Genomic DNA, 23,525 nt, shown 5'->3' with positions numbered 1-23,525 from the left:
CACCTGCGGCGGCGACCTCACCGCCGACCGCCACTGGGACTCCAACGTCGTCGTGTTCGCCCACCTGACGGGCAAGGCGTAGGGCCGTCCCCGCCACGCGATACCTTCAGAGCGACCGGGGCTGGAGGTTCGGGGCCCAGCACATCTTGGAGGCAGCGGCGTGAACGTGCGAGTGACGGCGGCCCAGAGCGGCGTGGACCCTTTCAGCACGGCCCGGCTGCGGCGCTCGGTGCTCGACGCCTGGGGCGCGGGCCCGGCCCGCTTCCGCGAGGACGCCAACGCCGAGGAGGACCTGGCGCTCGGCGGCTACCGGGACCGGCTCGTCGTCGAGCTGGCCCAGAACGCCGCCGACGCCGCCGCCCGCGCCCGGGTCCCCGGCCGGCTGCGGCTCACCCTGCACCCCGGAGGCCCCGACGGCCCCGCGGTCCTCGCCGTCGCCAACACCGGTGCCCCGCTGGACGCGACGGGCGTCGAGTCGCTCAGCACCCTGCGCGCCTCCGCCAAGCGGGAGAACGTCCAGGACTCCGTCGGCCGCTTCGGCGTCGGCTTCGCCGCCGTCCTGGCCGTCTCCGACGAACCGGCGGTGCTCGGCCGCCACGGCGGGGTCCGCTGGTCCCTCGCCGAGGCCCGCGAGATGGCCCGGGAGGCCGCCGGCTTCAGCCCCGGCCTCGGCGACGAACTGCGCCGCCGCGACGGGCACGTCCCGCTGCTGCGCCTGCCGCTGCCCGCCGAGGGCACCGCCCCCGACGGCTACGACACCGTCGTGGTCCTCCCGCTGCGCGACACCGCCGCCGAGGACCTGGCGGAGCGGCTGCTGGCCGGTGTGGACGACGCCCTGCTCCTCACCCTGCCCGGGCTGCGCGAGATCGTCGTGGAGACCCCCGCCGAAGGCTCCCGCACCCTCTACCGGCGCACCGACGGCCCGTACACCGTCATCGAGGACTCCGCCTCCGGCACCCACCGCTGGCGCACCGTCCGCCACAGCGGCCCCATCGAGCGGGAGCTGCTCGCCGACCGGCCCGTCGAGGAGCGGCTGCGGCCCACCTGGACCGTCACCTGGGCCGTGCCCGTGGACCCCGACGGCGCGCCCGAACGCCCCCGCACCGCGCCCGTCGTCCACGCGCCGACCCCCACCGACGAACCCCTCGGCATCCCCGCCCTGCTCATCGCCTCGCTGCCGCTGGACACCTCGCGCCGGCACCCCGCGCCGGGGCCGCTGACCGACTTCCTCGTCGAGCGGGCGGCGGACGCGTACGCCGAACTCCTCGGCGCCTGGGACCCGGTGAGCACCGCCCTGGTGGACCTCGTACCCGGCCCGCTCGGCAAGGGCGAGCTCGACGGGGCCCTGCGCGCCGCCGTCCTGACGCGCCTGCCCCGCACCGCCTTCCTCGCCCCGGCCGCGCCGCCCGCGGCCGCCGAAGACGCCGAGGAGGCCGAGGGCGCCGGGGCGGTGACCCGGCTGCGCCCCTTCGAAGCCGAGGTCGTCGAGGGCGCGGGCGCCGACACCGTACGGGTCCTCGCCGAGGTGCTCCCGACCCTGCTGCCCGCCGGGCTGGAGCGGCGCCCCGAGCTGCGCACCCTGGGCGTCGGCCGGCTGCCGCTCGGCGACGCCATCGAGCGGATCGCCGGCGTCGAGCGGACCCCGCAGTGGTGGCACCGCCTGTACGACACCCTGGCCGGGGTCGACCCCGACCGGCTGTCCGGGCTGCCCGTACCGCTCGCCGACGGCCGCACCACGATCGGCCCGCGCCACGTGCTGCTCCCGTACGCGGACACCCCGGCGGACCTGGCCCGCCTGGGCCTGAAGGTGGCCCACCCCGAGGCCGCGCACCCGCTGCTGGAGAAGCTGGGCGCCCTCCCCGCCACCGCCCGCGCCGTCCTGACGACCCCGCAGATCCGCGCCGCCGTCGCGAACTCGCTCGACGCGGGCGAGATCTGGGACGAGGAGGCGCTGGACCCGGAGGAGCTGGCCGAGGTGGTGCTGACCCTGGTCCAGGGCGCCTCCCTGGCCCCCGGAGACGAGCCCTGGCTCGGCGCGCTGGCCCTGCCCGACGAGGACGGCGAACCGACCCCGGCCGGTGAACTGCTGCTGCCCGGCTCGCCGCTCGCCTCGGTGATCCGGGAGGACGAGGTCCCGTACGTCGACGCCGAGCTGGCCGCCCGCTGGGACGCCGACACCCTCACCGCGGTCGGGGTCCTGGCCACCTTCCAGCTGGTCCGCGCCACCGACGTGGTCCTGGACCCCGACGAACTGGAGCCCCGCGACGGGGACTTCGCCGAGCCCGACGACGCGGGACTGCTGGACGCCGTCGACGTGTGGTGCGAGGACCTGCTCGACCAGCTGCCCGACACCCCGGTGCCGCCGGTGGCCACCGAACTGATCGCCGTCCGCGACCTGGACCTCGTCGACGACGACCGCTGGCCGCAGGCCCTGGCGATGCTCGCGCAGCCCCCGCTGCGCGACGCGCTGACCCAGCCGGTGCGGATCCTGCTCCCGGACGGCACCACCCGCTCCGTGCGCCCGTACACCGCCTGGTGGCTGCGCGACCACCCCGTACTGGACGGCCGCCGCCCCGCCGGACTGCGCGCCGCCGGCGTCGACCCGCTACTGGAGGGGCTCTACACCCCGGCCGACGCCACCGGCTTCGAGGACGAGCAGGTCCTGCGCGCGCTCGGCGTACGCACCACCGTGGCCGCCCTCCTCGACGAACCCGGCGGCGCGGCCGAGCTCCTGGCCCGGCTCGGCGACCCCGGACGCGAGGTGACGGGCCATCAGCTGCACGGCCTGTACGGGGCCCTGGCCGACCTGGACCCCGAGCAGGTCACCCTCCCGGACGAGCTGCGGGCGGTGCTGGACGGGGAGGTGGTCGTGGTCGACGCCGCCGAAGCGGTGGTCGCCGACGCCCCCGACCTGCTCCCCCTCACCGAGGGCCTGCCCCTGCTGCCGGTCGCCCCGTCCCGCGCGGCCGACCTGGCCGACCTCCTCCAGGTGCGCCGCCTCTCGGACACCGTCCCGGCGGAGGTGACCACCCCGGGCGAGGAACACGAGGTCCCGGAGCCGGTCCGCGTCCTGCTGGGCCCGGCCACCCCGCACACCTACCTGGAGCACGAGGAACTGATCGCGGGCGGCACCGAACTCGACTGGCGCCGCACCCCGGACGGCACCCTCCACGCCGCCACCCTGGAAGGCGTCGCCGCCGGCCTCGCCTGGTCGGCGGGCCAGTGGCCCCGCCGCTTCGAGGTGGCCGCCCTCCTGGAAGACCCGTCCCGCACGGCGGAACTGGCCCGCGACCGCTGGTTCGACTAGACGGGTTCGATCCACACCGGATGGTCGTCGAGCAGGCGTCGCAGATCATCCGCGTCCGAGGTGAGCACGATGACGCGCTCACCTCGGCGGGCGGCCGCGAGCGCGACGGCGCCGAGGACCGCGTCGATCGCGTACTTGTGGCCGTGGAGGCGGGCGGCCTTGAGGAGCGACCGCGCCGAGCCGATCAGGTCGTCGGTCGTGTGCACGACCTGGATCCGGGACATGGTCCAGTCCCACGCAGCGGGAAGCACGCCCGCCTTCGGGTCCCACGCCTCCAGGGTCGTGAGGGCCGAGGTGACCACCTGTACGTCGTTGCGGGCCGCAGCCTTGACGAACATCGCCACGGTCTCGTCACCGCGCGCCGCCTTGGAGAGCGCCTCGGAATCGAACACGAACGTGCGGGGTACGGGCGCAAGCCGCCGACTCGCCGATGGAGTCACGCGGCGACCTGCCCAGCCGACGGGGGCTGCTGGGCAGGGGCCCCTTCCCGGCGTGAGTCGTACCAGGCGTCGATGGCCTCGATCCGGTCGAGAACCGTCTCGTACGCGTCTTCGCTGGTCGGGCCGTACTCCGTCTCCAGGTAGTCCGACAACTCGTGCAGCTTGTCCTTCGCGACCATGCGCTCGACGGCCGCTGTGACGTAGGCGGACACGCCCCGCTCATCCACCCGGTCTTTGATGTAGGCCAGCACCTCTTCAGGCAAGGTGATGGTGACCTTTTTCGTTGCCATAGCTCGAGTATGGGCACCGGGCGAGGGCCCTGTCATCACCCACACGGGTCAAGCCGGGAAGCGGCGGCTGACCCACCGGAAGCTGAACTCGATCAGGGCGGCCGCGCCCGCCGCCACGGCGACCGCGATCCACGGCATCGTGACGCCCACCAGCTTGAGCTGGAAGAAGTCCTGGAGCCACGGGACGACGAGGACCACCAGGAAGGCCCCGCCCATCGCGCCGACCAGGCCGACCCGCCACCACGTGTAGGGGCGGGCGATGATCGCCAGCACCCACATCGAGGTGAGGAACAGGGTCAGCGTCGCCGCGCTGGTCTCGGCCTTGAGGGCGTCCGGGCCGCTGTAGTAGGCGCGGGCCAGCAGGTACGTGACGAAGGTGGCGACCCCCGCGATCACCCCGCCGGGGATCGCGTACCGCATGACCCGCTTCACGAAGTGCGGTTTCGCCCGTTCCTTGTTCGGGGCCAGGGCCAGGAAGAAGGCCGGGATGCCGATGGTGAGGGTGGACAGCAGGGTCAGGTGGCGCGGCAGGAACGGGTACTCGACCCGGGAGCAGACCACCAGGATCGCGAGGAGCACCGAGTAGACCGTCTTCGTCAGGAAGAGGGTCGCGACCCGGGTGATGTTGCCGATGACGCGGCGGCCCTCGGCCACCACCGAGGGGAGGGTGGAGAAGCTGTTGTTGAGGAGGACGATCTGCGCGACGGCCCGGGTGGCCTCCGAGCCGGAGCCCATCGAGACGCCGATGTCGGCGTCCTTGAGGGCGAGCACGTCGTTGACCCCGTCGCCCGTCATGGCGACGGTGTGGCCGTTGGACTGGAGGGCGGCGACCATGTCCCGCTTCTGCTGCGGGGTGACCCGGCCGAAGACCGCGTTCTCGTCGAGGACGGCGGCCATCTCGGCCCGCTCGGTGGGGAGCCGGCGGGCGTCCACGGTGTTCTGCGCGCCCGGCAGCCCCAGCTTGCCCGCCACCGCGCCGACGGAGACGGCGTTGTCGCCGGAGATGACCTTGGCCTTGACGTCCTGGTCCTCGAAGTAGCGCAGGGTGTCGGCGGCGTCGGGCCGCAGCCGCTGTTCGAGGACGACGAGGGCGGTGGGCCTGGCCCCGCCGGCCACGTCGGCGTCGTCGAGCTCGCGGGCCGAGCGGGCCAGCAGGAGGACCCGTAGGCCCTGTTCGTTGAGGCCGTTGATCTCCTCCAGCGCCGGGTCCCCGGCGGGCAGGAGCACGTCGGGGGCGCCGAGCAGCCAGGTGTTGTTCTCGCCGTCGCCCTCGCTGAAGCTGGCGCCGCTGTACTTGCGGGCGGAGGAGAAGGGCAGGGACTCGGTGCAGCGCCACTCGGCGCTGTCGGGGTAGGCGTCGATGATCGCCTGGAGGCTGGCGTTGGGCCGCGGGTCGGACTCGCCGAGGGCGCCGAGCACCTTCTTCACGTAGGCCGGTTCCGCCCCGCCGAGGGGGCGCAGCTCGGTGACGTCCATGCCGCCCTCGGTGAGGGTGCCCGTCTTGTCCAGGCAGACGACGTCGACGCGGGCGAGGCCCTCGATGGCGGGGAGCTCCTGGACCAGGCACTGCTTGCGGCCGAGCCGGATGACGCCGATGGCGAAGGCGACGGAGGTGAGGAGGACGAGCCCCTCGGGGATCATCGGGACGATGCCGCCGACGGTGCGGGCGATGGCGTCCTTGAAGTTGTTCTCCTTGACGACGAGCTGGCTGATGATCAGGCCGATCGAGGTCGGGATCATCATCCAGGTGACGTACTTGAGGATGGTGGAGATGCCGGAGCGCAGCTCGGAGTGGACGAGGGTGAAGCGGGAGGCCTCTTCGGCCAGCTGGGCGGCGTAGGCCGCGCGGCCGACCTTGGTGGCGGTGAAGGCGCCGCCTCCGGCGACGACGAAGGAGCCGGACATGACCTGGTCGCCGGGCTTCTTGAGGACCGGGTCGGCCTCGCCGGTGAGCAGGGACTCGTCGATCTCCATGCCGTCGGCCTCGCCGACGACGCCGTCGACGACGACCTTGTCGCCGGGGCCGAGCTCGATGACGTCGTCGAGGACGATCTCGGAGGTGGAGATCTCGGCGGTGGTGCCGTCGCGGCGGACGCTGGGTTTGGCCTCGCCGATGACGGCCAGCCCGTCGAGGGTCTTCTTGGCGCGCATTTCCTGGATGATGCCGATGCCGGTGTTCGCGATGATCACGAATCCGAAGAGGCTGTCCTGGATGGGCGCGACGAAGAGCATGATCACCCAGAGGACGCCGATGATGGCGTTGAAGCGGGTGAAGACGTTGGCACGGACGATCTCGGCGGTGGAGCGCGAGGAGCGGACGGGCACGTCGTTGACGTCACCGCGGGCGACGCGCTCGGCGACCTCGGCGGTGAGCAGGCCGCCCGGTTTGAAGCGGGGGGCGGGGGGCTTCACCGGGTGTACGGGGTCCAGCTCGGCTCCCGCGTCGATGGCGGGGCCGGCGTCGGAGCGCTCCGGCCCGTCATGGTCGATCTTCGCCCGCTGCGTCATGCTTTCGACGGTAAAGGGCGCCGGGGCGGTTCACCCGCCGAGAAGTCGGAAGATCCGACTTCAGGATGAGCGGAATCGTCCCCTGGTCGGGCGCCGGGGCCGGGTCCGCGCCGGGCTCCGCGCCGGGGTCCGCGCCGCTGCCGGGCTACGCCTCGGGGCCCGTACGGGGCGCCTCGCCGGCCGGACCGGTCGGCTCGGCGTGCGCCGCCCGCCCTGCCTGCTCCACCTGCTCCGCCGCGTGGCGCTTCAGCGCGGCGTCACGGCCCCGGACGTACCAGATGCCGATCAGGCCGAGCCCGCCGCCCGCCGCGCAGGTCCACACCCACCACAGCAGGTCCTGGTCCGCGAACCACCCGTAGAACGGCAGCTGGACGACGAACATGGCGAACCAGAGGATCGTTCCGCCGGTGATGGTGGCGACCACCGGGCCCTCAAGGGGCTCGGGCGCCTCGTGCTGAGCAGTCCACTTCGCCATGGGCACCAGTCTAGGTGGCCGGTTTTGAGGTCTACGCGCGGAGATGGACCGCCCCGCGTTCATGTGTTCATACTGAAACGGTTTGCCTACGGCCGGATTCGTTCGTATGAACCACCCAATCGACCCGTTTGAGGACCGCATGAGCACCTCGGCACCCGCCGCGGCCCCCACCACCAGCCTCGACCGCTACTTCAAGATCTCGGAGCGCGGTTCGACCGTGGCCCGTGAGGTCCGGGGCGGCTTCGCGACCTTCTTCGCGATGGCCTACATCATCGTGCTGAACCCGATCATCCTGGGCAGCGCGAAGGACATGTACGGCCACCAGCTCGACAGCGGCCAGCTCGTCACGGCCACCGTCCTGGCGGCCGCCTTCACCACGCTCCTGATGGGCGTGATCGGCAACGTCCCGATCGCGCTGGCGGCCGGCCTCGGCGTCAACACCGTCGTCGCCCTCCAGCTCGCCCCGCGCATGAGCTGGCCCGACGCCATGGGCATGGTGGTCCTGGCGGGCTTCGTGGTGATGCTGCTGGTCGCCACCGGCCTGCGCGAGCGGGTCATGAACGCCGTCCCGCTGAGCCTGCGCAAGGGCATCGCGATCGGCATCGGCCTGTTCATCATGCTGATCGGCCTGGTCGACTCGGGCTTCGTCTCCCGCATCCCGGACCTCGCGCACACCACCGTCCCGCTCCAGCTCGGCGGCAACGGCCACCTGCTCGGCTGGCCGGTCCTGATCTTCGCGTTCGGCGTGCTGCTCACGCTCACCCTGCTGATCCGCAAGACGCCCGGCGCGATCCTGATCTCCATCGTGGTGATGACCGTGATCGCGGTCGCCGTGCAGCTGATCGCCGACCTGCCGGACCTCGCCTGGGGCCTGACCGTGCCGCAGTGGCCCGGCAACCCGGTGGCCGCGCCCGACTTCGGCCTCGTCGGCCAGGTCAGCCTGTTCGGCGGCTTCGGCAAGGTCGGCGTGCTGACGGGCATCCTCTTCGTCTTCACCGTGCTGCTGTCCTGCTTCTTCGACGCGATGGGCACGATCCTCGGCGTCGGCGACGAGGCCAAGCTGACGAAGCCGGACGGCACCTTCCCCGGGATCAACCGGGTCCTGTTCGTGGACGGCCTGGCCGTCGCCGCGGGCGGCGCGACCTCCTCCTCCGCCACCACCTGCTTCGTGGAGTCCACGGCGGGCGTCGGCGAGGGCGCCCGCACCGGCCTCGCGAACATGGTGACGGGCGGCCTCTTCGCCGTCTCCCTCTTCCTGACGCCGCTGGCCACGATGGTGCCCTCGCAGGCCGCCACCCCCGCCCTCGTCGCGGTCGGCTTCCTGATCCTGGCCGGCTCGGTCAAGGACATCGACTGGAGCGACTTCACCGTCGCCGTCCCGGCCTTCCTGGCCATGGTGATGATGCCGTTCACCTACTCGATCACGAACGGCATCGGCATCGGCTTCATCAGCTTCAGCGTGCTGCGCCTGGCGACGGGCCGGGGCCGCGAGGTCCCGACCGCGATGTACGTCGTCTCGGCGGTGTTCGTCTTCTACTACGCCATGCCGGCCCTCGGCCTCACGTAAGGCCGTAGAACTTCTCTGTCTCGTCGACGGCGGTCTTGAACCGTTCGTCGAAGTCATCGCGAATGAGCGTCCGGACCACGTAGTCCTGGACGCTCATTCCGCGTTTGGCGGCATGGTGCCGGAGCCGGTCCAGCAGCTCCCCGTCTATGCGCATGCTCAGCACATGTGTCCCCATGCCGAAAGGGTCGGGCCAGACGGTGCGGACGCGTGTCACTTTCCGCCGCCGACTCACCCGTACGAGTGACGCCAGATACCCGGTGTTCTTTAGGTAGAGTAATGAGTTATTCTAAGTACATGCATGACCTTTCCCATGGCGACGACGCCGCCGCCGTGAACGACCTCCGCTCCGCCGTGATGCGGCTGGGCCGGCGCCTCAAGCACCAGCGCGTCGACGAATCGCTGAGCCCGACCGAGATGTCGGTGCTCGGCACGCTCGCCCGCTGCGGCCAGGCCACCCCCGGTGAGCTGGCCCGGCGCGAGCACGTCCAGCCCCCGTCGATGACACGCATCGTCGCGCTGCTGGAGGCCAAGGGACTGGTCAGGCTGGAACCGCACCCCGACGACCGCCGCCAGAAGGTGGTCAGCCAGACGGAGGAAGCCGAGGCGATGCTCGAAGAGAGCCGTCGCAAGCGCAACGCCTTCCTGGCAGGGCTGGCGGGCGAGCTCACCGAGGACGAATGGGCCAAGCTCCGCGAGGCCGCACCCGTCCTGGAGAAGCTCGCGCACCTGTAGGAACGACGCCAGGAGGCGAACGCTTTTGAGTACGGGAACCGGAGCAGACTCCGCACCCGGCCACACATCCATCCCCTCTACTGCTGCACCAGCGGGTACGAACCCGGGGGCACCTCCCGGCGACAGCCGGGGAATGTTCGGCTCGCTGAAGATCCGCAACTACCGGCTCTTCGCGACCGGCCAGGTCGTCTCGAACACGGGCACCTGGATGCAGCGCATCGCCCAGGACTGGCTGGTCCTCTCCCTGACCGGCTCCGCGTCCGCGGTCGGCATCACGATCGCGCTGCAGTTCCTGCCGATGCTGATGTTCGGCCTCTACGGAGGCGTCCTCGCGGACCGGCTGCCCAAGCGGCCGCTGCTGATCGCCACCCAGAGCGCGATGGGCCTGACCGGCGTCGCGCTCGCCGTCCTCACCCTGGCCGGACACGTCCAGGTCTGGCAGGTGTACCTCGCGGCCTTCCTGCTCGGCCTGGTCACCGTCGTCGACAACCCGGCCCGGCAGACCTTCGTGCCCGAGATGGTCGGGCCTGCGCAGGTCGCCAACGCGGTCAGCCTGAACTCCGCCAACTTCCAGTCCGCGCGGCTGGTCGGCCCGGCCATCGCCGGTGTGCTGATCACCGCCGTCGGCTCCGGCTGGGCGTTCCTGCTGAACGGACTCTCCTTCGCGGCGCCGATCGCCGCGCTGCTGATGATGCGTACGCAGGAACTGCACCCGGTGACCCCGCAGCCGCGGGCGAAGGGCCAGCTGCGGGAGGGCCTGCGGTACGTCGCCGGGCGCCCCGAGCTGATCTGGCCGATCGTGCTGGTCGGCTTCATCGGCACCTTCGGGTTCAACTTCCCGATCTGGCTGTCGGCCTTCGTCAGCGAGGTCTTCCACGGGGACGCCGGCACGTACGGGCTGTTCAACACCCTGATCGCGGCGGGCTCCCTGGCGGGTGCCCTGCTGGCCGCGCGCCGGGGGCAGGCACGGCTGCGGCTGCTGGTGACGGCCGCCGCGCTGTTCTCCGTCCTCCTCCTGGTGACGGCGTTCGCGCCGGGCTACTGGCTGTTCGCGGCGCTGCTGGTGCCGGTCGGGATGTTCGGGCTGACCGTCAACGTCGTGGCCAACTCCAGCGTGCAGATGGCCACCGACCCCGAGATGCGGGGGCGGGTCATGGCCCTGTTCATGATGGTCTTCACCGGCGGCACCCCGGTCGGGGCCCCGCTCGTGGGCTGGATCACCGACACCTACGGCGCCCGGCTCGGCATGGCCGCCGGCGCACTGGTCTCCCTGGCCGCCGCGCTCGGCATCGCCCTGGTCCTCTCCCGCGTGGGCAACCTGCGCCTGCGCGTGAACCGCCACGGGGTCACCTTCGTCCCCACCCCCCGCCGCCCGGACCTGGTCCCGGCGGCGTAACCCCTCCGGGGGCGGCAGCCGGTACGGGGCTCCGCCCGGCGAGGCCCCAACCGCCCTCCGGGGCGCAGCTCCGGCTTTGAGCCACCTTCGCGGGGGCCCGCCCGACGGGTACGGGCCCCCGCGGGGGCGGCGGGGCTATCGTCGGGGGATGAGGCTGTTCGCCGCCGTACTGCCGCCCGCCGGGGCCGTCGAGGAGCTGCGGGACGCGCTCGCCGCCGTGCCCCGGGGTGACGGGCTGCGGTGGACCGCGGAAGCGGGGTGGCACTTCACGCTCGCCTTCATGGGCGAGGTCCCCGACCGCCTCCTCCCCGACCTGCACGCCCGCCTCGCCCGCGCGGCCTCCCGTACCGCGCCCTTCGCGCTGCGCCTCCACGGCGCGGGCCACTTCGGCGACCACGCCCTGTGGACCGGGGCCGCCGGCGGCCTCGACTCCCTGCGCCTGCTCGCCGACCGGGCCGACGCCGCCGCCCGCCGGGCGGGGATCCCGATGGAGCGGCACCGCCGCTACACCCCGCACCTCACCCTCGCCCGCAGCCGCGGCGGCGCCGACCTGCGCCCCTTCCTCGACGCCCTGGCCGCCTTCGAGGGCACCCCCTGGCGGGTCGACACCCTGAGCCTCATCCGCAGCAACCTCCCCACCAGCGGCGTCCCCGGCGAACAGCCCCGCTACGAGGTGGCCGAAGCCTGGCCCCTCTCCGCCTGACCCGACGGCACCGAAGCGGAGCGTTACGGCACGGTTCACGCGGAAGTGGCCCGTACTTCGGGGCGCGGAATCCGGATTCCGGTGAAACAGAACGAGTAGAGGCGAACCCGGCATGCTCACGCCGAGTACCCGCTCGCCTCCGCCCGCTGACGCACCGCGCCACACCACGGCCGCCCACCCCACCTCGTGGGCGGCCCGGCCCCTCCAGCCACCCTTGAAGGAGTCCCCGTGCCGTTCACCGAGCCCGCCGCCACCCTTCCGGCTCCCTCACGCGTAGCCACCCGGCGAAGGCTGCTGATGTGCCGTCCCCAGCACTACGACGTCACGTACTCGATCAACCCCTGGATGCACCCGGAGAAGAGCACCGACACCGCCCTCGCCGTCCGCCAGTGGGAGCGGCTGCGCGACCTGTACCGCGAACTCGGCCACCTCGTGGAGGAGATCGACCCGGTCGACGGCCTCCCCGACATGGTGTTCGCCGCCAACGGCGCCACCGTGGTCGACGGCAAGGTCTACGGCGCCCGCTTCCGGCACGCGCAGCGCACCGCGGAGGGCCCGGCGTACCTCGACTGGTTCGAGCGCCGGGGCTACCGCGAGCTGCTGTGGCCCGAGTTCATCAACGAGGGCGAGGGCGACATCCTGACCGTCGGCCGCCGGCTCCTCGCCGGCACCGGCTTCCGTACCGATCCGCGCTCGCACGCCGAGGCCCAGGAGTTCTTCGGCCTGCCGGTGACGAGCCTGACCCTCGTCGACCCGGAGTACTACCACCTGGACACGGCCCTGGCCGTGCTCTCCGACGACGAGGTCATGTACTACCCGGCCGCCTTCTCCGAGGGCAGCCGGTCCGTGCTCCGCTCGATGTTCCCCCACGCGATCCTCGCCACCGCCGAGGACGCGGCGGTCTTCGGGCTGAACGCCTTCTCCGACGGCCGCCACGTGCTGCTGCCGGACGCGGCGACCGGCCTGAAGGCCCAGCTCAGCGCGCGCGGCTTCGAGCCGATCGGAGTCGGCCTCTCCGAGCTCCTCAAGGCCGGCGGCAGTGTGAAGTGCTGCACCCTGGAGCTGCGCGAGCGCTGAGTCACCGCCAACGAAGTTTCCGGAAAGGACCGTTGTGACCTCTGCGACCGCGATCGCGGACAGCTACACCCGCCTCCTCGACCTCCTGGGCGGCGGAGGAGCCGACTACCGGCTCCTGCGCCACGCCCCGGAGGGGCAGACCGAACTCGCCAGCATCATCCGCGGCCACCGCCTCGAAGAGGCCGCCAAGTGCCTGGTGATACGCGTCGCACTGGGACGCAAGCGGCGCCGCTACGTCATCGCCGTGGTCCCGGGCCACCGCCGCGTCGACCTGGAAGCGGTGCGCGCGGCGTACGGGGGCACGAACGCCTCCTTCGCCGTGCGGGCGGTCGCCGAGGAGCTGACGGGCTGCGCCAGCGGTTCGATCATGCCGGTGAGCTTCGACCCGTCGGTGGAGGTGGTGGCCGATCCGGAGCTGCTGGAGCGGGAGGAGATCTGGTTCAACGCGGGCCGGCTCGACGTGTCGGTGGCCCTGCGCACGTCGAGCTACCTCGCGCTGGTCCGGCCGCGGGCGGCCCGCATCACGGAGGAGCCCGCGCTGGTCTCCGTAGGGTGAGACGGCCTAGCCGCGGTGGCTGAGGGTGACGTACAGGTACTCGTCGAGGACCTTGGCCAGCGGGAGTCCGGGCCGGCCCAGCCCGGCGGTCAGCGCGTCCTCGTCGAGGCCGCTCTCGGCGAGGGCGGCCCGCGCCCAGGCCCGCCCGGTGCGCAGGTGGCGGTCGAAGGCGGCGGCGTCCCGGCCGCCGTGCAGCCGGGTCGCGATGGCCGCGTCCCAGGGCATCACGGTGCGCGGCCGCAGTGCGAACAGGGCCTTGGCGGCGGCGGTCGGCCCGAGGGTGCGGCGGCCGAGCGGGAGCGCCGCCAGGTCCCCGTACGCCGCCGCGAGGCGGGCCACCTCGCGGTCGGTCAGCGCCGCGAGGGGCGCCTCGGGCAGTACGTGCCGCTCCCACCAGGCGCCGAGCCCGGCCCCCAGCGGGTCGGGCTCGCCGTCCCGCGGGTAGCGGATGCGGCAGCCCCAGGCGTTGAGCCAGCGGTGCAGGGCGGTGCGGTGCCCGGCCCGGGAGAGGTCGAGCCCGGGGGCGGTGTCCGCGACCAGGGCCAGCCAGCCGCGGTCCACGCCGGGGAAGGCCCCGAACACCTCGGCGGCCTCCCGCAGCCGGTCGAGCCCGGGCGCGGGCGGCAGCCCGCCCTCCAGGTGCTCCCGGGCCACCTTGGCCGGTACGCACATCCGCCAGGCGTCGGTGACCAGCTCGGCCAGCTCCTCGGGGTCGAGGGCGGCCATCCGGGCGTGGACCCAGTTGTAGCGCATGTCCCCGGCGCCGGGCAGCGAGAAGGTGCCCGGCTCGGCGGCGACCAGCGCGGCCCGCTCCTCCTTGGGGAACGCGAAGCCGAGCTCGCTCTCGTCCCGGGAGAGGGCGAGGTAGACGATCCGGCCGATCCGGAACTTCACCCGGTCGCGGATGAGGTGTTCTTCGGTGCGCGGCAGCGCGAGCGCGAGCCGCCGTACGTCTTCCACGGTCACGACCATGACCGAAGTCTCGCAGCCCCTGGCGGAAGGGCCGGGGGCTGTCGCGTTAGTCTCGACGGGTGGATCCGAAGACCAGAAACCGTGTCATGGCCGGTGTGCTCGTGCTGATGTTCGTCGTCGTCGCCGTGGCGGCCGCCGTCGGGCAGTAGCGGCCGCCCACGCCGCCTACCAGGCGAAGGCCTCCGGCGAAGCCCCCGGACCGGGGAAGATCTCGTCGAGGGCCGTGAGGAGTTCCCCGGAGAGTTCCAGCTCCACCGCCCGCAGCGCCGACGCGAGCTGCTCCGGGGTGCGCGGGCCGACGATCGGGCCGGTGACGCCGGGGCGGGTCAGCAGCCAGGCCAGCGCGACGTCGCCGGGCTCCAGGCCGTGCTTGTCGAGCAGGTCCTCGTACGCCTGCACCTGCGCCCGTACGGAACTGTTGGCCAGCGCGTCCGCCGAGCGGCCGCTCGCCGTGCGCCCCGACTCCGCCGACTTGCGGATCGCGCCGCCCAGCAGGCCCCCGTGCAGCGGGGACCAGGGGACGACGCCGAGCCCGTAGGCCTCGGCGGCCGGGATGACCTCCATCTCGGCGCGCCGCTCCGCGAGGTTGTACAGGCACTGCTCGCTGACCAGCCCGAGCCGCCCGGAGCGCGCGGCGGTCTCGTTGGCCTGGGCGATCTTCCAGCCGGGGAAGTTGGAGGAACCGGCGTAGAGGATCTTGCCCTGCTGGACGAGGACCTCGACGGCCTGCCAGATCTCCTCGAAGGGGGTCTGCCGGTCGACGTGGTGGAACTGGTAGATGTCGATGTAGTCGGTCTGGAGCCGCTTGAGGCTCGCGTCGACGGCCCGGCGGATGTTCAGCGCCGAGAGCCGGTCGTAGTTGGGCCACGGAGCGCCCTCGGCGGCCATCGAGCCGTAGACCTTGGTGGCCAGGACCGTCTTGTCGCGCCGGCCGCCGCCCTGGGTGAACCAGGTGCCGATGATCTCCTCGGTGCGGCCCTTGTTCTCACCCCAGCCGTAGACGTTGGCGGTGTCGAAGTAGTTGATGCCGGCGTCGAGGGCCGCGTCCATGAGGGCGTGGCTTTCGGATTCGCCCGTCTGGGGACCGAAGTTCATGGTGCCGAGTACGAGGCGGCTGACCTTGAGGCCGGTGCGTCCGAGCTGCGTGTACTTCATGGGGCCCTAGCCAACTGCTTGGAGTGCGCTCGAGGCAAGACCCCGCCGTTGCGGGCGTGTTACGCCTCGGTCGCGGGCCGGTAGGGGCCGCCGATGCCCCACGCCTGGTGCAGGACGGCCGCGAACTCGCCCGCCAGGCGGTGTTCGCCGGAGGCGTTGGGGTGGGTGCCGTCGTAGGTGTCGCGGGTGATCTCGTACGCGTCCGGGCGCGCGGCCAGCAGGATCGGCGAGGCGTCGGTGGTCAGATCGGCGACGGCCTTGGCGAGGAGTTCGTTGAACCGGGCGACCTCGACCGCGAAGGGCGGGTCCTCGTCGGCGCGGACGTTCGGGATGACGGGGAGGAGCACCATCCGGATCCGCGGGCGCGCCTGCCGTGCCTCGGCGACGAAGCGGCGGGCGTTGGCGGCGGTCTGCTCGGCCTTGGTGTAGAAGCCGAGGTCGATCAGGCCGAGGGAGACGAGCAGTACGTCGGCGCGGCCCTCGCGGGCGGCCGGGCCGATGAGCGGGGCCATGTGCTGCCAGCCCTCGCCCCAGCCGGCGAGGTGGCGGCGGGCGTCGGCGGGGAAGCCGGGGGCGGCGTACGCGTGGCTGGTGGCCGCGTCGGCGGCGGTGTCGTACAGCGCGGTGCGCGGGCCGACGATCTCGAAGGGGCTCTCCAGGGTGGCGGTCAGGTGCTGCCACATCCGGTAGCGCCAGGTGTAGTCGCCGGCGCGTCCGATGGTCATGGAGTCGCCGACGAACATGAAACGCATCCGGTCATCATCGCGGATCACGCGACAGGCACGCCTGTGATGCCGGACACGCGGCGCGGCCTGGCAGGCTGGGGGGATGCGCCTGCTGTTCGTACGGACCGCCGTTCCCGCCGCCGTTCCCGCCGCCGCCCTCGTCGCCGCCGTTCTGCTGGCGGGCTCCGCCGCGGGGCCGGCCGCGGCCGACGACCGGCCCGGCGCGTCCGGGTTCACGATCACCGATCCGCGGATCAAGGAGTCGAGCGGGCTGGCGGCGAGCCGGATCCACCCGGGCGTGTACTGGACGCACAACGACAGCGACGACGGCCCGTACGTGTACGCGGTGGACTCGGCGACCGGCAAGACGGTGGCGCGGGTGACCATGACGGGCATAGGGACCCCGCGCGACGTCGAGGCGATCTCGCTGGGCCCGGACGGGCAGTTGTACGTCGGGGACATCGGCGACAACCGGGACGGCACCTGGGACCACGTGTGGATCTACCGCTTCCCCGAGCCGAAGGAGCTGCGCGACGCCACCGTCAGGGCCGAGCAGTTCACGGTGACGTACGAGGACGGGCCGCGCAACGCGGAGGCGCTGATGGTGCATCCGGTGACCGGGCGGGTGTACATCGCGAGCAAGAACGAGCAGCGGGGCGGCCTGTACGAGGGGCCGGAGCGGCTGTCGGCGGACGGGCGGAACGTGTTCCGGCGGGTCGCGGACGTGCCGTGGGTGACGGACGGGGCGTTCTCGCCGGACGGCGGCCGGCTGACGCTGCGCGGGTACTTCTGGGCCCGCACCTACCCGTGGAAGGAGGGCCGTCCGCAGGGCGCGGGGGAGGCGGTGAGCGCGCCGTGGCAGGGGCAGGCGGAGTCGGTGACGTACACGCCGGACGGGAAGACGCTGATGTTCGGGGCGGAGGGGGCGGACAGCAAGGTGGTGGCCGTCGCGGTGGAGCCGGCGGGGCCGTCCGCCGCGACGACGCCCGCGGCGCGCGGTCCGCAGGGCGGTACGCCGGGGGCCGCGGCGGGCCAGGGCGGCGGCTACGGCAAGGGCGCCCTGGTCCTGGCGGCCGCCACGGCCCTGGTCCTCGCCGGCCGCCGCCTCTTCCGCCGCCGGCCCCGCGGCTAGCCTCCGGCGGCCCCGCGGCTACGGCGGCCCCGCGGCCAGGCCGTCCGTTCGGCCCGGGCCGTCCCGTCCGGCCCGAAAACCGGTGGAGCCGCGCTCCCGTGTGGCGATAGCGTGCTCCCGCCCGCCATCTCCCGGTCGAGGACGTGCCGTTGTACACCAAGTGAGACACCCCGAGCGCTGAACCGTCGCGCGTCGCACCTGTGCGCCGTGCTCCTTTTCGCTGCGGTCTTCTCACTGGAACCGGTGTTCTTCTGTGTCCGAAACCTGGGTGGTCGTTCCCACCTGCCTGCCTATAGTCCTGCGCCGTTGCCACAGGTGCGCCTCCGGGCGCTTCCGGGCGAACGGCAAGTTCCGCGTCAACGCCAACCACAAGCTCCTCGACGCCTGGCTCCTCGCCCTGTGCACCGGCTGCGGGGACACCACCAGGCTCACCGTCCTGGAACGGGTGCACGTGCGTTCCGTACGGCCCGAGCTGCTGGACCTGCTGCACGACAACGACCCCGGCCTGGCGGCCGAACTGCTCCAGGACCCGGTCGTACGGCGCCGCAATCGCGTCGCCCTCGACTGGGACGACGCCTGGCGCCTGGAACGGGGCGGGCCGGATCAGCCGTGTCAGCCGGAGCAGCCGGAGGGCGAGGCCATCGAGGTCGCGGTCCGCTTCGCGGCGCGGATCCCCGTGCGTCCGGTACGCCTGATCGCCGAGGGCTTCGGCCTTTCGCGGGCCGCGGTCGAGGGACTGCTCGCCGAGGGGAACCTGGTGTCGGCGGTCCGCCTGAGCGGCAGGCTCTCGGGCGACTTCACCTTCATGCTCAAGCGCTGATTCCTCCGGCCCCGGCCCCGGGCGAAGGCCCGGGGCCGGGGACCACGGCGGAGCAGCTGGTCAGACCCGGTCGTCCAGGGGGATCGGCGTGGGCCGGGGGCCGTTGCCGTTCGGGGACGGGGTGGGCGGGGTCGACGGGGTGGACGGGGGCTGCTGGGACATCGAGGCCAGGAGCTGGCGGGCCACGCCGAGGCCCGTGCCGCCCATCGTGAGGGCCTTCGCGAACATCTCCGACATCCCCTCGGCCCCGTTGAGCAGCACCATGTGCTCGACGTTGCCGAAGGCGCCCGCGCCCGCCTCGACGATCGCCGGCCAGTTCTCGGCGAGCTGCTGCGCGACCACCGCCTCCTGGTTCTCCGCCAGCGCGGCGGCCCGCGCCTTGATCGCCTCGGCCTCGGCGAGACCCTTGGCCTTCGCCGCGTCCGCCGTCGCGAGGCCGTTCGCCCGCGCCGACTCGGCCGCCGCGAGGCCCTTGGCCTGGGTGGCCGCCGCCTCCGCCTCACCGCTCGCACGGGTCGCGGTCGCCGCCGCGAGGCCCCGCGCCTCGGTGGCCTGGGCCTCGGCCGCGGCGGCCGTCCGTACCCGGGTGGCCTCGGCGGCCGCCGCCAGCTCGGTCTCCCGGGCCTTGGCCTGCGCCGCCGAGATCCGGGCGTCGCGCTCCGCCTCGGCGAGGGTCCTCGTCTGGTACGCGGCCGCGTCCGCGGGCTTGCGCACGTCGGCCTGCAGCTGCTGCTCGCGCCGGTGCGCCTCCAGCTCCGCGACGCGGGTCTCCTGGACGACGACCTCCTGCTTGGCGGCGGCCTCCGACAGCGGGCCCGCCTGCCGGGCGGTGGCCGCGGCCTTGTCGCGCTCGGCCTGGTAGCCGGCCTGGAGGATCTCGCTGTCGCGGGTGGCCTCCGCCATCCGCGCGAAGGCCGTCTGCTCGGCCTCGGTCGCCAGCCGGTTCGCCTCGGCCTGCGCGATGCGCGCGTCCCGCTGCACGGCGGCCGCGTGCGGCATCGCCAGGTTCTTGATGTAGCCGGTCGGGTCCTCGATCTCGTGGATCTGGAGCGAGTCCACGATCAGGCCGAGCTTCTCCATCTCGGTCCCGCACGCCATCCGGGTCTGCCCGGTGAGCTTCTCCCGGTCGCGGATCATGTCCTCGACCGTCAGCCCGCCGACGATGGACCGCAGATGGCCGGCGAAGACGATGTGGACCCGTTCGGGCATCATCTTCTGCTGGTCCAGGAAGCGGCGCGCCGCGTTGGCGATGGAGACGAAGTCGTCGCCGATCTTGAAGATGACGACGCCCTTCACCCGCAGCGGGATGCCCTGGTGGGTGACGCAGTCCACCACCAGCTGGGTCTCGTTCAGGTCCAGCGAGAGCTTGCGGACCGCCTGTACGCCGGGCAGCACCAGCGTCCCGCGCCCGGTGACGATCCGGAACCCCATGCCCTCGCCGATGCCCTCGGTCTTGTGCGTGGAGCCGGAGATGACGAGTGCCTCGTTCGGTTCGGCCACCCGCCACATGAGCTTGAACAGGCCGATCACGGCAATGATTGCGGCGAGAACGATTCCCGCCACGACGCCGATGGTCATCGGCAACGCCCCCTTATCGCGGTGCCGTTCGACACCGACGAAGGCGAGTGTGCGCCCGTGCGGGCCCGCGCAGTAGTGGCGGGATCATTCTTGTCGCCATCTTGATACGCACAGGTCGCGCGGGGCCCCCGGTGCGGGACATGACAGGCTGCCCGTATGCCGACGCACCCCACGCCCCCGCTCCCCGCGGACCTGCTCGCAGCGAAGGAGCTCGTCTACGACCCCTGCGCGTTCGCCCTCTCCCAACCGCTCCCCGAGCCCGAGAGCGAGGCGTACGCCGCGTACGCGTTCACCCTGAACGGCCTCGCCGTCCGCTTCCGGTCGGCGAAGACGACGCCCACCAAGGCCGGGCAGTTCGTGACCGTCTGGAAGAGGTCCCCGGGCGGGCCCATCGCGCCGTTCGACGTGTCGGACGGCATCGACCTGTTCGTCGTCAGCTCCCGCGACGCGGACGGGTTCGGCCAGTTCGTCCTGCCCGTCGACGTGCTCCACCGCCGCGGGATCGTCTCGGCGGACGGCATCGGGGGCAAGCGGGCCTTCCGCGTGTACCCGCCCTGGGTGACCACCACCAGCCGGCAGGCGGAACGTACGCAGGCCTGGCAACTGGAGCACTTCCTGTCCCTGGACGGCGACCCCGTCGACACGGCCCGTGCCCGGGAGCTGTACCGGGCGGATCAGTCGGCCGGGTAGGCGGCCATCACGTACACGGTCCGAGGCGGCAGGTACTCGACCACGGTCACGACGGTCCCGACGGCGATCCGCCCCTCCCCCGGCGCCGGGTGGGCCAGAAAGTGCTCGGCCCCACCCCGAATCCGCACGATGACCTCCCCCACCATCCCGGGCCCGACAACCCCGGTGACCCGCCCGCTCATCCCCACCATGTCCCCCATGCGCCGAGAGTACGCGCACCGTCGCCGCCCGACCGGGTCCGCGCCCTACCCTGTCAGCGTCGAAGCTGCAAGGAAGGGGCAAGGCCGCCATGTCTACCGAAGCTACCCCGGACCCGTACGCCGACCCGCTGGTGTTCGGCCAGAGAATGCAGATCCTCCGCACCCGCCGCGGACTCACCCGCGACCAACTCGGCGGCCTCGTCGGCCGATCCGGATCCTGGGTCAAGGCCATCGAGACCGGCCGGCTCAAGACCCCGGCACTGCCCATGATCCTGCGGATCGCCGAGGTGCTCCGCGTACGGGACCTGTCCGACCTCACGGGGGACCAGTCCCTGCACACCGCCCTGTTCGCCGGCCCCGGCCACCCCCGGTTCGCGGCGGTCCGCGAGGCCCTCGACGCACTCCAGCTCGGCGCCGGCCACGAGGCCCCGACCAGCCACGCGCAGCGGCCCCGCCCAACGGCCGACGGACGGAGTCCGGCGCAGCGACGCGAAGCCGGGGAGGCCGCTCGCGGCCGAGCCGCGCGAGCGGCGCGTCTAGAAGGTCACGAATGGCCCAGGTCGGCGGCCGGGAGGTCCGCAGTCGGGACCGAGCCCGTGTCGGGGGCGGGGCGGAGGGGGAACTCGTCGGTCGCCATCGAGTCGAGCACCGGCGGCGCCGGCCGCAGCGGCTTCGGCATGACGGCGGCCTCGGAGTGGCCCCCGCACCCGTAGGAGAGCGAGACGAGCCGGCCGTCCGCCGGGCCGAACTCGTTCGCGCAGATCCCGAAGGCCTGACCCAGCGAGCCCCCGATCGCGACGAGGAACCCGCACGAGACGCACGACGCCGGGGCGGCCTGCGCCATCGGGGTCTTCGCGCCGAAGGACTCGTCCCAGCGGTCGGCCGCGCTGTGCAGCCCGTACCGGGAGAGCACCCGCGCCCGCCGCATGCCCAGTTCCTCGGCGACGGACGTGATGGAGCCCCGCGCGGGGACGACGACCCGGTCGGTGACGTCGGCGTCCTCGGCCTCGACCAGTTCGGCCATCTCGGTGGAGACCACCGCGTTCGGCGGCGGCGCGTCCTCGCCGGAGAAGCCCGGCTCCAGCCGCAGGTCGTCGGCGTCCGTCGGGAGCAGGTCGCCGGGGCCCATGTCGCCCGGACGCAGCCGCTCGCTCCACGGCACCCACTCGGGCGCCAGCAGGGCGTCGTCGCCGGGCAGCAGCACCGTCTCGTTGAGGGTGACGTTCTTCGCGCGGGAGGCGCGGGTCACGGTGACGGCCCAGCGCCAGCCCCGGTAGCCCGGTTCCTTGCACTCGAAGAAGTGCGTGACGACCCGGTCGCCCTCCGCGACGGCGGAGACGTGCTCGCCCACCACACCGGGGAAGGCGGCCTCCTCGGCCGCCCCGCGGGCGAGCTCTACCGCCTCGGCGCACAGGCGGTCGGGGGTACGCGGGGTACGGCTTCGCGTCGTCGTCGCAGCACTCACAGGTCTCGTTCTCTCCTACGCCGTCTCACGAGTGCGCCGTCCGTACTGTCGTCCACAACGACCCGTCGGTCTCGTCCGTACGTAGCGCGGGCGGAGCGGACCAGAGGGCCGCGTCGACGTCCGCGCCCGATCGGCCTCGGGCGCACCCCACTGCGATCCATTCTGCGGGATCGCGAAGAGGCGCGCGGCCAAGAGCAACCGCCGGTGGCGCGCTACGCACGCTACCTCCTCCGAAGCCTTCGGCCCACATGCGAGGTCCGATTCGCGGACAACGCCGTTGCCCGCGACGCGCCGGGACGGGTCCCTGAGGGCCTAGTGGGGCACTATGGCCACGTGGCACCCGTACGGTCGTCCGGCGGCGGCTCGGGACCGGCCAAGCGGGCCGGCCGGGCGGTCGGGCGCGCCCTGCACCTTCCGATCACCGGTACGGCGCGCGGGATCCGGCGGGCCACGCACGCCCACGGGGCCGGGGAATCGGGCCTCGGCCGGCTGATCGAACTGCACGCCATCAACGGCGCCGGCGACGTGATGATCACGGTGGCGCTGGCCTCCACGGTGTTCTTCTCGGTACCCACGGACGAGGCACGCGGCCGGGTGGCCCTGTACCTGGCCATCACGATGGCGCCGTTCACCCTGCTGGCCCCGGTGATCGGTCCGCTGTTGGACCGGTTGCCGCACGGGCGGCGGGCGGCGATGGCCTGCGCGATGTTCGCGCGGGCGCTGCTGGCGGTGATGATGTCGGGCGCGGTCGCCACGGGCGGGCTGGAGCTGTACCCGGCGGCGCTCGGGGTACTGGTCGCGTCGAAGGCGTACGGCGTCGTGCGCAGCGCCGTGGTGCCGCGCCTCCTGCCGCCGAACTTCTCACTCGTCAAGGCGAACTCCCGGGTCACCCTCGCCGGGCTGCTCGCGACGGGCGCCGCCGCGCCGGTGGGGGCCGCGCTGCACGCGATCGGGCCGCCGTGGCCGCTGTACGGGGCCTGCGCGATCTTCGTGTGGGGGACGTTCGCGGCGTTCCAGCTGCCGCACAAGGTGGACGAGGCGAAGGGGGAGCGGCGGGCGCGGCTGTCCACCCACGAGGCCCATTCGAAGCGTCCGGGGCTGCGGACGGTCAGCCGGCCGGTGCTGTGCGGGCTGCTGGCGAACGCCGCGATGCGTGTCCTGTCCGGGTTCCTGATCTTCTTCCTGGCGTTCCTGCTGCGCGAACACCCCCTGGGAGGGCAGAGCGCGGCGGTGTCGCTGGGCATCGTGGGCGTGTCGGCGGGGGTCGGCAACGCGGCCGGGACGGCGGTGGGGGCGTGGCTGCGGGCGCGGGCGCCGGAGGCGATCATCGCGGCGGTGCTGTCGGTGACGCTGGGGGTGGCGGTGCTGGCGGCGGTGCTGTTCAGCGGGCTGTTCATGGCCGTGCTGGCCGGGACGGCCGGCTTCTGCCAGGCCCTCGCGAAGCTGTCGCTGGACGCGATGATCCAGCGGGACGTGCCGGAGGCGGTGCGGACGTCGGCGTTCGCCCGTTCGGAGACGTTGCTCCAGGTGGCGTGGGTGCTGGGCGGCGCGATCGGCATCGTGCTGCCGCTGAACGGGGTGCTGGGGATGGCGGTCGCCGCGCTCGTGGTCGCCCTGGGCACGGTCATGGCCCTACGCGGCCTGCTGGCGACCCCGCGCCCCCACCACCCGGGCTCCGCCCGGCGCCCCCGAGTGGCCTGACGCCCCCGGTACCGCTGCGCGGGGCTTGCCCCTCCC

Annotated in this window: 22 protein-coding genes and 1 pseudogene; 12 read left to right on the top strand and 11 right to left on the bottom strand. The window is 73.1% G+C overall.

Annotation, left to right across the window (positions count from 1 at the left end; genetic code table 11):
• Positions 1-160: 160 nt before the first annotated feature.
• Positions 161-3,307, top strand: a complete 3,147-nt coding sequence (locus ACFV0Q_RS12430) for a sacsin N-terminal ATP-binding-like domain-containing protein (protein WP_385004291.1) — start codon at positions 161-163, stop codon at positions 3,305-3,307.
• On the opposite strand, the gene ACFV0Q_RS12425 is transcribed toward ACFV0Q_RS12430, so the two are convergent.
• From ACFV0Q_RS12425 to ACFV0Q_RS12410, 4 genes are all read right to left on the bottom strand, one after another.
• Positions 3,304-3,699 (bottom strand): hypothetical protein, encoded by a 396-nt coding sequence (locus ACFV0Q_RS12425; protein ID WP_385004289.1) that lies wholly within the window; start codon positions 3,697-3,699, stop codon positions 3,304-3,306. The genes ACFV0Q_RS12430 and ACFV0Q_RS12425 overlap by 4 nt on opposite strands.
• Before the next feature lie 44 nt (positions 3,700-3,743).
• Positions 3,744-4,037, bottom strand: a complete 294-nt coding sequence (locus ACFV0Q_RS12420; protein ID WP_385004287.1) for a hypothetical protein — start codon at positions 4,035-4,037, stop codon at positions 3,744-3,746.
• 48 nt (positions 4,038-4,085) lie between these two features.
• Positions 4,086-6,545 (bottom strand): HAD-IC family P-type ATPase, encoded by a 2,460-nt coding sequence (locus tag ACFV0Q_RS12415; protein ID WP_385004285.1) that lies wholly within the window; start codon positions 6,543-6,545, stop codon positions 4,086-4,088.
• A 145-nt stretch (positions 6,546-6,690) separates the two neighbouring features.
• Positions 6,691-7,020: a DUF2530 domain-containing protein gene (locus ACFV0Q_RS12410; protein WP_385004283.1), complete on the bottom strand. Its 330-nt coding sequence runs from the start codon at positions 7,018-7,020 to the stop codon at positions 6,691-6,693.
• Positions 7,021-7,159: 139 nt separating this feature from the next.
• Between ACFV0Q_RS12410 and ACFV0Q_RS12405 the strand changes: the two genes are divergently transcribed.
• Entirely contained in the window at positions 7,160-8,587 is a 1,428-nt protein-coding gene (locus ACFV0Q_RS12405) for an NCS2 family permease (protein ID WP_385004281.1), read from the top strand.
• Here ACFV0Q_RS12405 and ACFV0Q_RS12400 read toward each other — a convergent pair.
• Entirely contained in the window at positions 8,580-8,762 is a 183-nt protein-coding gene (locus tag ACFV0Q_RS12400) for a ribbon-helix-helix protein, CopG family (protein ID WP_267091081.1), read from the bottom strand. The two genes, ACFV0Q_RS12405 and ACFV0Q_RS12400, sit on opposite strands and share 8 nt — an antisense overlap.
• A gap of 119 nt (positions 8,763-8,881) precedes the next feature.
• On the opposite strand from ACFV0Q_RS12400, the gene ACFV0Q_RS12395 reads away from it, so the two are divergent.
• From ACFV0Q_RS12395 to ACFV0Q_RS12375, 5 genes are all read left to right on the top strand, one after another.
• Positions 8,882-9,319: a MarR family winged helix-turn-helix transcriptional regulator gene (locus tag ACFV0Q_RS12395; protein WP_385004278.1), complete on the top strand. Its 438-nt coding sequence runs from the start codon at positions 8,882-8,884 to the stop codon at positions 9,317-9,319.
• A 25-nt stretch (positions 9,320-9,344) separates the two neighbouring features.
• Entirely contained in the window at positions 9,345-10,715 is a 1,371-nt protein-coding gene (locus ACFV0Q_RS12390; RefSeq protein WP_385004276.1) for an MFS transporter, read from the top strand.
• Between the two features lie 148 nt (positions 10,716-10,863).
• Positions 10,864-11,418 (top strand): RNA 2',3'-cyclic phosphodiesterase, encoded by a 555-nt coding sequence (gene thpR, locus ACFV0Q_RS12385; RefSeq protein ID WP_385004274.1) that lies wholly within the window; start codon positions 10,864-10,866, stop codon positions 11,416-11,418.
• 228 nt (positions 11,419-11,646) lie between these two features.
• Positions 11,647-12,495 (top strand): dimethylargininase, encoded by an 849-nt coding sequence (ddaH, locus tag ACFV0Q_RS12380; RefSeq protein WP_385004272.1) that lies wholly within the window; start codon positions 11,647-11,649, stop codon positions 12,493-12,495.
• 34 nt (positions 12,496-12,529) lie between these two features.
• Positions 12,530-13,051 (top strand): YbaK/EbsC family protein, encoded by a 522-nt coding sequence (locus ACFV0Q_RS12375; protein ID WP_385004270.1) that lies wholly within the window; start codon positions 12,530-12,532, stop codon positions 13,049-13,051.
• Between the two features lie 6 nt (positions 13,052-13,057).
• On the opposite strand, the gene ACFV0Q_RS12370 is transcribed toward ACFV0Q_RS12375, so the two are convergent.
• The 3 genes from ACFV0Q_RS12370 to ACFV0Q_RS12360 all read right to left on the bottom strand — a co-directional run bounded on the left by ACFV0Q_RS12370 (position 13,058) and on the right by ACFV0Q_RS12360 (position 15,930).
• Positions 13,058-14,023, bottom strand: a complete 966-nt coding sequence (locus tag ACFV0Q_RS12370) for an MmcQ/YjbR family DNA-binding protein (RefSeq protein WP_385004268.1) — start codon at positions 14,021-14,023, stop codon at positions 13,058-13,060.
• A gap of 165 nt (positions 14,024-14,188) precedes the next feature.
• Positions 14,189-15,178, bottom strand: a complete 990-nt coding sequence (locus ACFV0Q_RS12365) for an aldo/keto reductase (protein ID WP_385004266.1) — start codon at positions 15,176-15,178, stop codon at positions 14,189-14,191.
• Between the two features lie 59 nt (positions 15,179-15,237).
• On the bottom strand, positions 15,238-15,930 hold the full coding sequence (locus ACFV0Q_RS12360; RefSeq protein WP_385004264.1) for a GDSL-type esterase/lipase family protein: 693 nt from the start codon (positions 15,928-15,930) through the stop codon (positions 15,238-15,240).
• Positions 15,931-16,006: 76 nt separating this feature from the next.
• On the opposite strand from ACFV0Q_RS12360, the gene ACFV0Q_RS12355 reads away from it, so the two are divergent.
• Both ACFV0Q_RS12355 and ACFV0Q_RS12350 read left to right on the top strand, forming a co-directional pair.
• The gene (locus tag ACFV0Q_RS12355; RefSeq protein ID WP_385004262.1) at positions 16,007-17,035 is read left to right on the top strand and encodes a WD40 repeat domain-containing protein; all 1,029 of its coding nucleotides are present in this window, start codon (positions 16,007-16,009) and stop codon (positions 17,033-17,035) included.
• 253 nt (positions 17,036-17,288) lie between these two features.
• On the top strand, positions 17,289-17,855 hold the full coding sequence (locus ACFV0Q_RS12350) for a DUF1062 domain-containing protein (protein ID WP_385004260.1): 567 nt from the start codon (positions 17,289-17,291) through the stop codon (positions 17,853-17,855).
• Between the two features lie 60 nt (positions 17,856-17,915).
• Here ACFV0Q_RS12350 and ACFV0Q_RS12345 read toward each other — a convergent pair whose 3' ends face one another.
• Positions 17,916-19,433, bottom strand: a complete 1,518-nt coding sequence (locus ACFV0Q_RS12345) for an SPFH domain-containing protein (RefSeq protein ID WP_385004258.1) — start codon at positions 19,431-19,433, stop codon at positions 17,916-17,918.
• Positions 19,434-19,589: 156 nt separating this feature from the next.
• Between ACFV0Q_RS12345 and ACFV0Q_RS12340 the strand changes: the two genes are divergently transcribed.
• Positions 19,590-20,123 carry a MepB family protein gene (locus tag ACFV0Q_RS12340; RefSeq protein ID WP_385004256.1) on the top strand — a complete coding sequence of 178 codons (534 nt, stop codon included), beginning with the start codon at positions 19,590-19,592 and terminating at the stop codon, positions 20,121-20,123.
• On the opposite strand, the gene ACFV0Q_RS12335 is transcribed toward ACFV0Q_RS12340, so the two are convergent.
• Positions 20,108-20,323 (bottom strand): hypothetical protein, encoded by a 216-nt coding sequence (locus tag ACFV0Q_RS12335; protein ID WP_385004254.1) that lies wholly within the window; start codon positions 20,321-20,323, stop codon positions 20,108-20,110. The genes ACFV0Q_RS12340 and ACFV0Q_RS12335 overlap by 16 nt on opposite strands.
• A gap of 89 nt (positions 20,324-20,412) precedes the next feature.
• On the opposite strand from ACFV0Q_RS12335, the pseudogene ACFV0Q_RS12330 reads away from it, so the two are divergent.
• Positions 20,413-20,562: pseudogene (locus ACFV0Q_RS12330) on the top strand (helix-turn-helix domain-containing protein); the annotation flags it as partial.
• A 305-nt stretch (positions 20,563-20,867) separates the two neighbouring features.
• Here the strand turns inward: ACFV0Q_RS12330 and ACFV0Q_RS12325 are convergent.
• Complete coding sequence (locus ACFV0Q_RS12325) at positions 20,868-21,788, bottom strand: DUF3027 domain-containing protein (RefSeq protein WP_385004252.1); 921 nt, start codon at positions 21,786-21,788, stop codon at positions 20,868-20,870.
• Between the two features lie 315 nt (positions 21,789-22,103).
• Between ACFV0Q_RS12325 and ACFV0Q_RS12320 the strand changes: the two genes are divergently transcribed.
• On the top strand, positions 22,104-23,489 hold the full coding sequence (locus tag ACFV0Q_RS12320) for an MFS transporter (RefSeq protein ID WP_385004250.1): 1,386 nt from the start codon (positions 22,104-22,106) through the stop codon (positions 23,487-23,489).
• Positions 23,490-23,525 lie beyond the last annotated feature (36 nt).

Source organism: Streptomyces sp. NPDC059564 (genome assembly GCF_042735575.1).
Classification (GTDB): domain Bacteria; phylum Actinomycetota; class Actinomycetes; order Streptomycetales; family Streptomycetaceae; genus Streptomyces.
This window is presented reverse-complemented; position numbering and strand designations above follow the sequence as displayed.

What these genes read in the sequence shown, in the direction of transcription:
- ACFV0Q_RS12400 (WP_267091081.1), bottom strand. Translation starts at nt 8,762, where the DNA reads ATGGGGACACATGTGCTGAGCATGCGCATAGACGGGGAGCTGCTGGAC.
- ACFV0Q_RS12410 (WP_385004283.1), bottom strand. Translation starts at nt 7,020, where the DNA reads ATGGCGAAGTGGACTGCTCAGCACGAGGCGCCCGAGCCCCTTGAGGGC.
- ACFV0Q_RS12420 (WP_385004287.1), bottom strand. Translation starts at nt 4,037, where the DNA reads ATGGCAACGAAAAAGGTCACCATCACCTTGCCTGAAGAGGTGCTGGCC.
- ACFV0Q_RS12355 (WP_385004262.1), top strand. Translation starts at nt 16,007, where the DNA reads ATGCGCCTGCTGTTCGTACGGACCGCCGTTCCCGCCGCCGTTCCCGCC.
- thpR (WP_385004274.1), top strand. Translation starts at nt 10,864, where the DNA reads ATGAGGCTGTTCGCCGCCGTACTGCCGCCCGCCGGGGCCGTCGAGGAG.
- ACFV0Q_RS12345 (WP_385004258.1), bottom strand. Translation starts at nt 19,433, where the DNA reads ATGACCATCGGCGTCGTGGCGGGAATCGTTCTCGCCGCAATCATTGCC.
- ACFV0Q_RS12340 (WP_385004256.1), top strand. Translation starts at nt 19,590, where the DNA reads ATGCCGACGCACCCCACGCCCCCGCTCCCCGCGGACCTGCTCGCAGCG.
- ACFV0Q_RS12370 (WP_385004268.1), bottom strand. Translation starts at nt 14,023, where the DNA reads ATGGTCGTGACCGTGGAAGACGTACGGCGGCTCGCGCTCGCGCTGCCG.
- ACFV0Q_RS12360 (WP_385004264.1), bottom strand. Translation starts at nt 15,930, where the DNA reads ATGCGTTTCATGTTCGTCGGCGACTCCATGACCATCGGACGCGCCGGC.
- ACFV0Q_RS12365 (WP_385004266.1), bottom strand. Translation starts at nt 15,178, where the DNA reads ATGAAGTACACGCAGCTCGGACGCACCGGCCTCAAGGTCAGCCGCCTC.
- ACFV0Q_RS12415 (WP_385004285.1), bottom strand. Translation starts at nt 6,545, where the DNA reads ATGACGCAGCGGGCGAAGATCGACCATGACGGGCCGGAGCGCTCCGAC.
- ACFV0Q_RS12335 (WP_385004254.1), bottom strand. Translation starts at nt 20,323, where the DNA reads ATGGGGGACATGGTGGGGATGAGCGGGCGGGTCACCGGGGTTGTCGGG.
- ACFV0Q_RS12395 (WP_385004278.1), top strand. Translation starts at nt 8,882, where the DNA reads ATGCATGACCTTTCCCATGGCGACGACGCCGCCGCCGTGAACGACCTC.
- ACFV0Q_RS12405 (WP_385004281.1), top strand. Translation starts at nt 7,160, where the DNA reads ATGAGCACCTCGGCACCCGCCGCGGCCCCCACCACCAGCCTCGACCGC.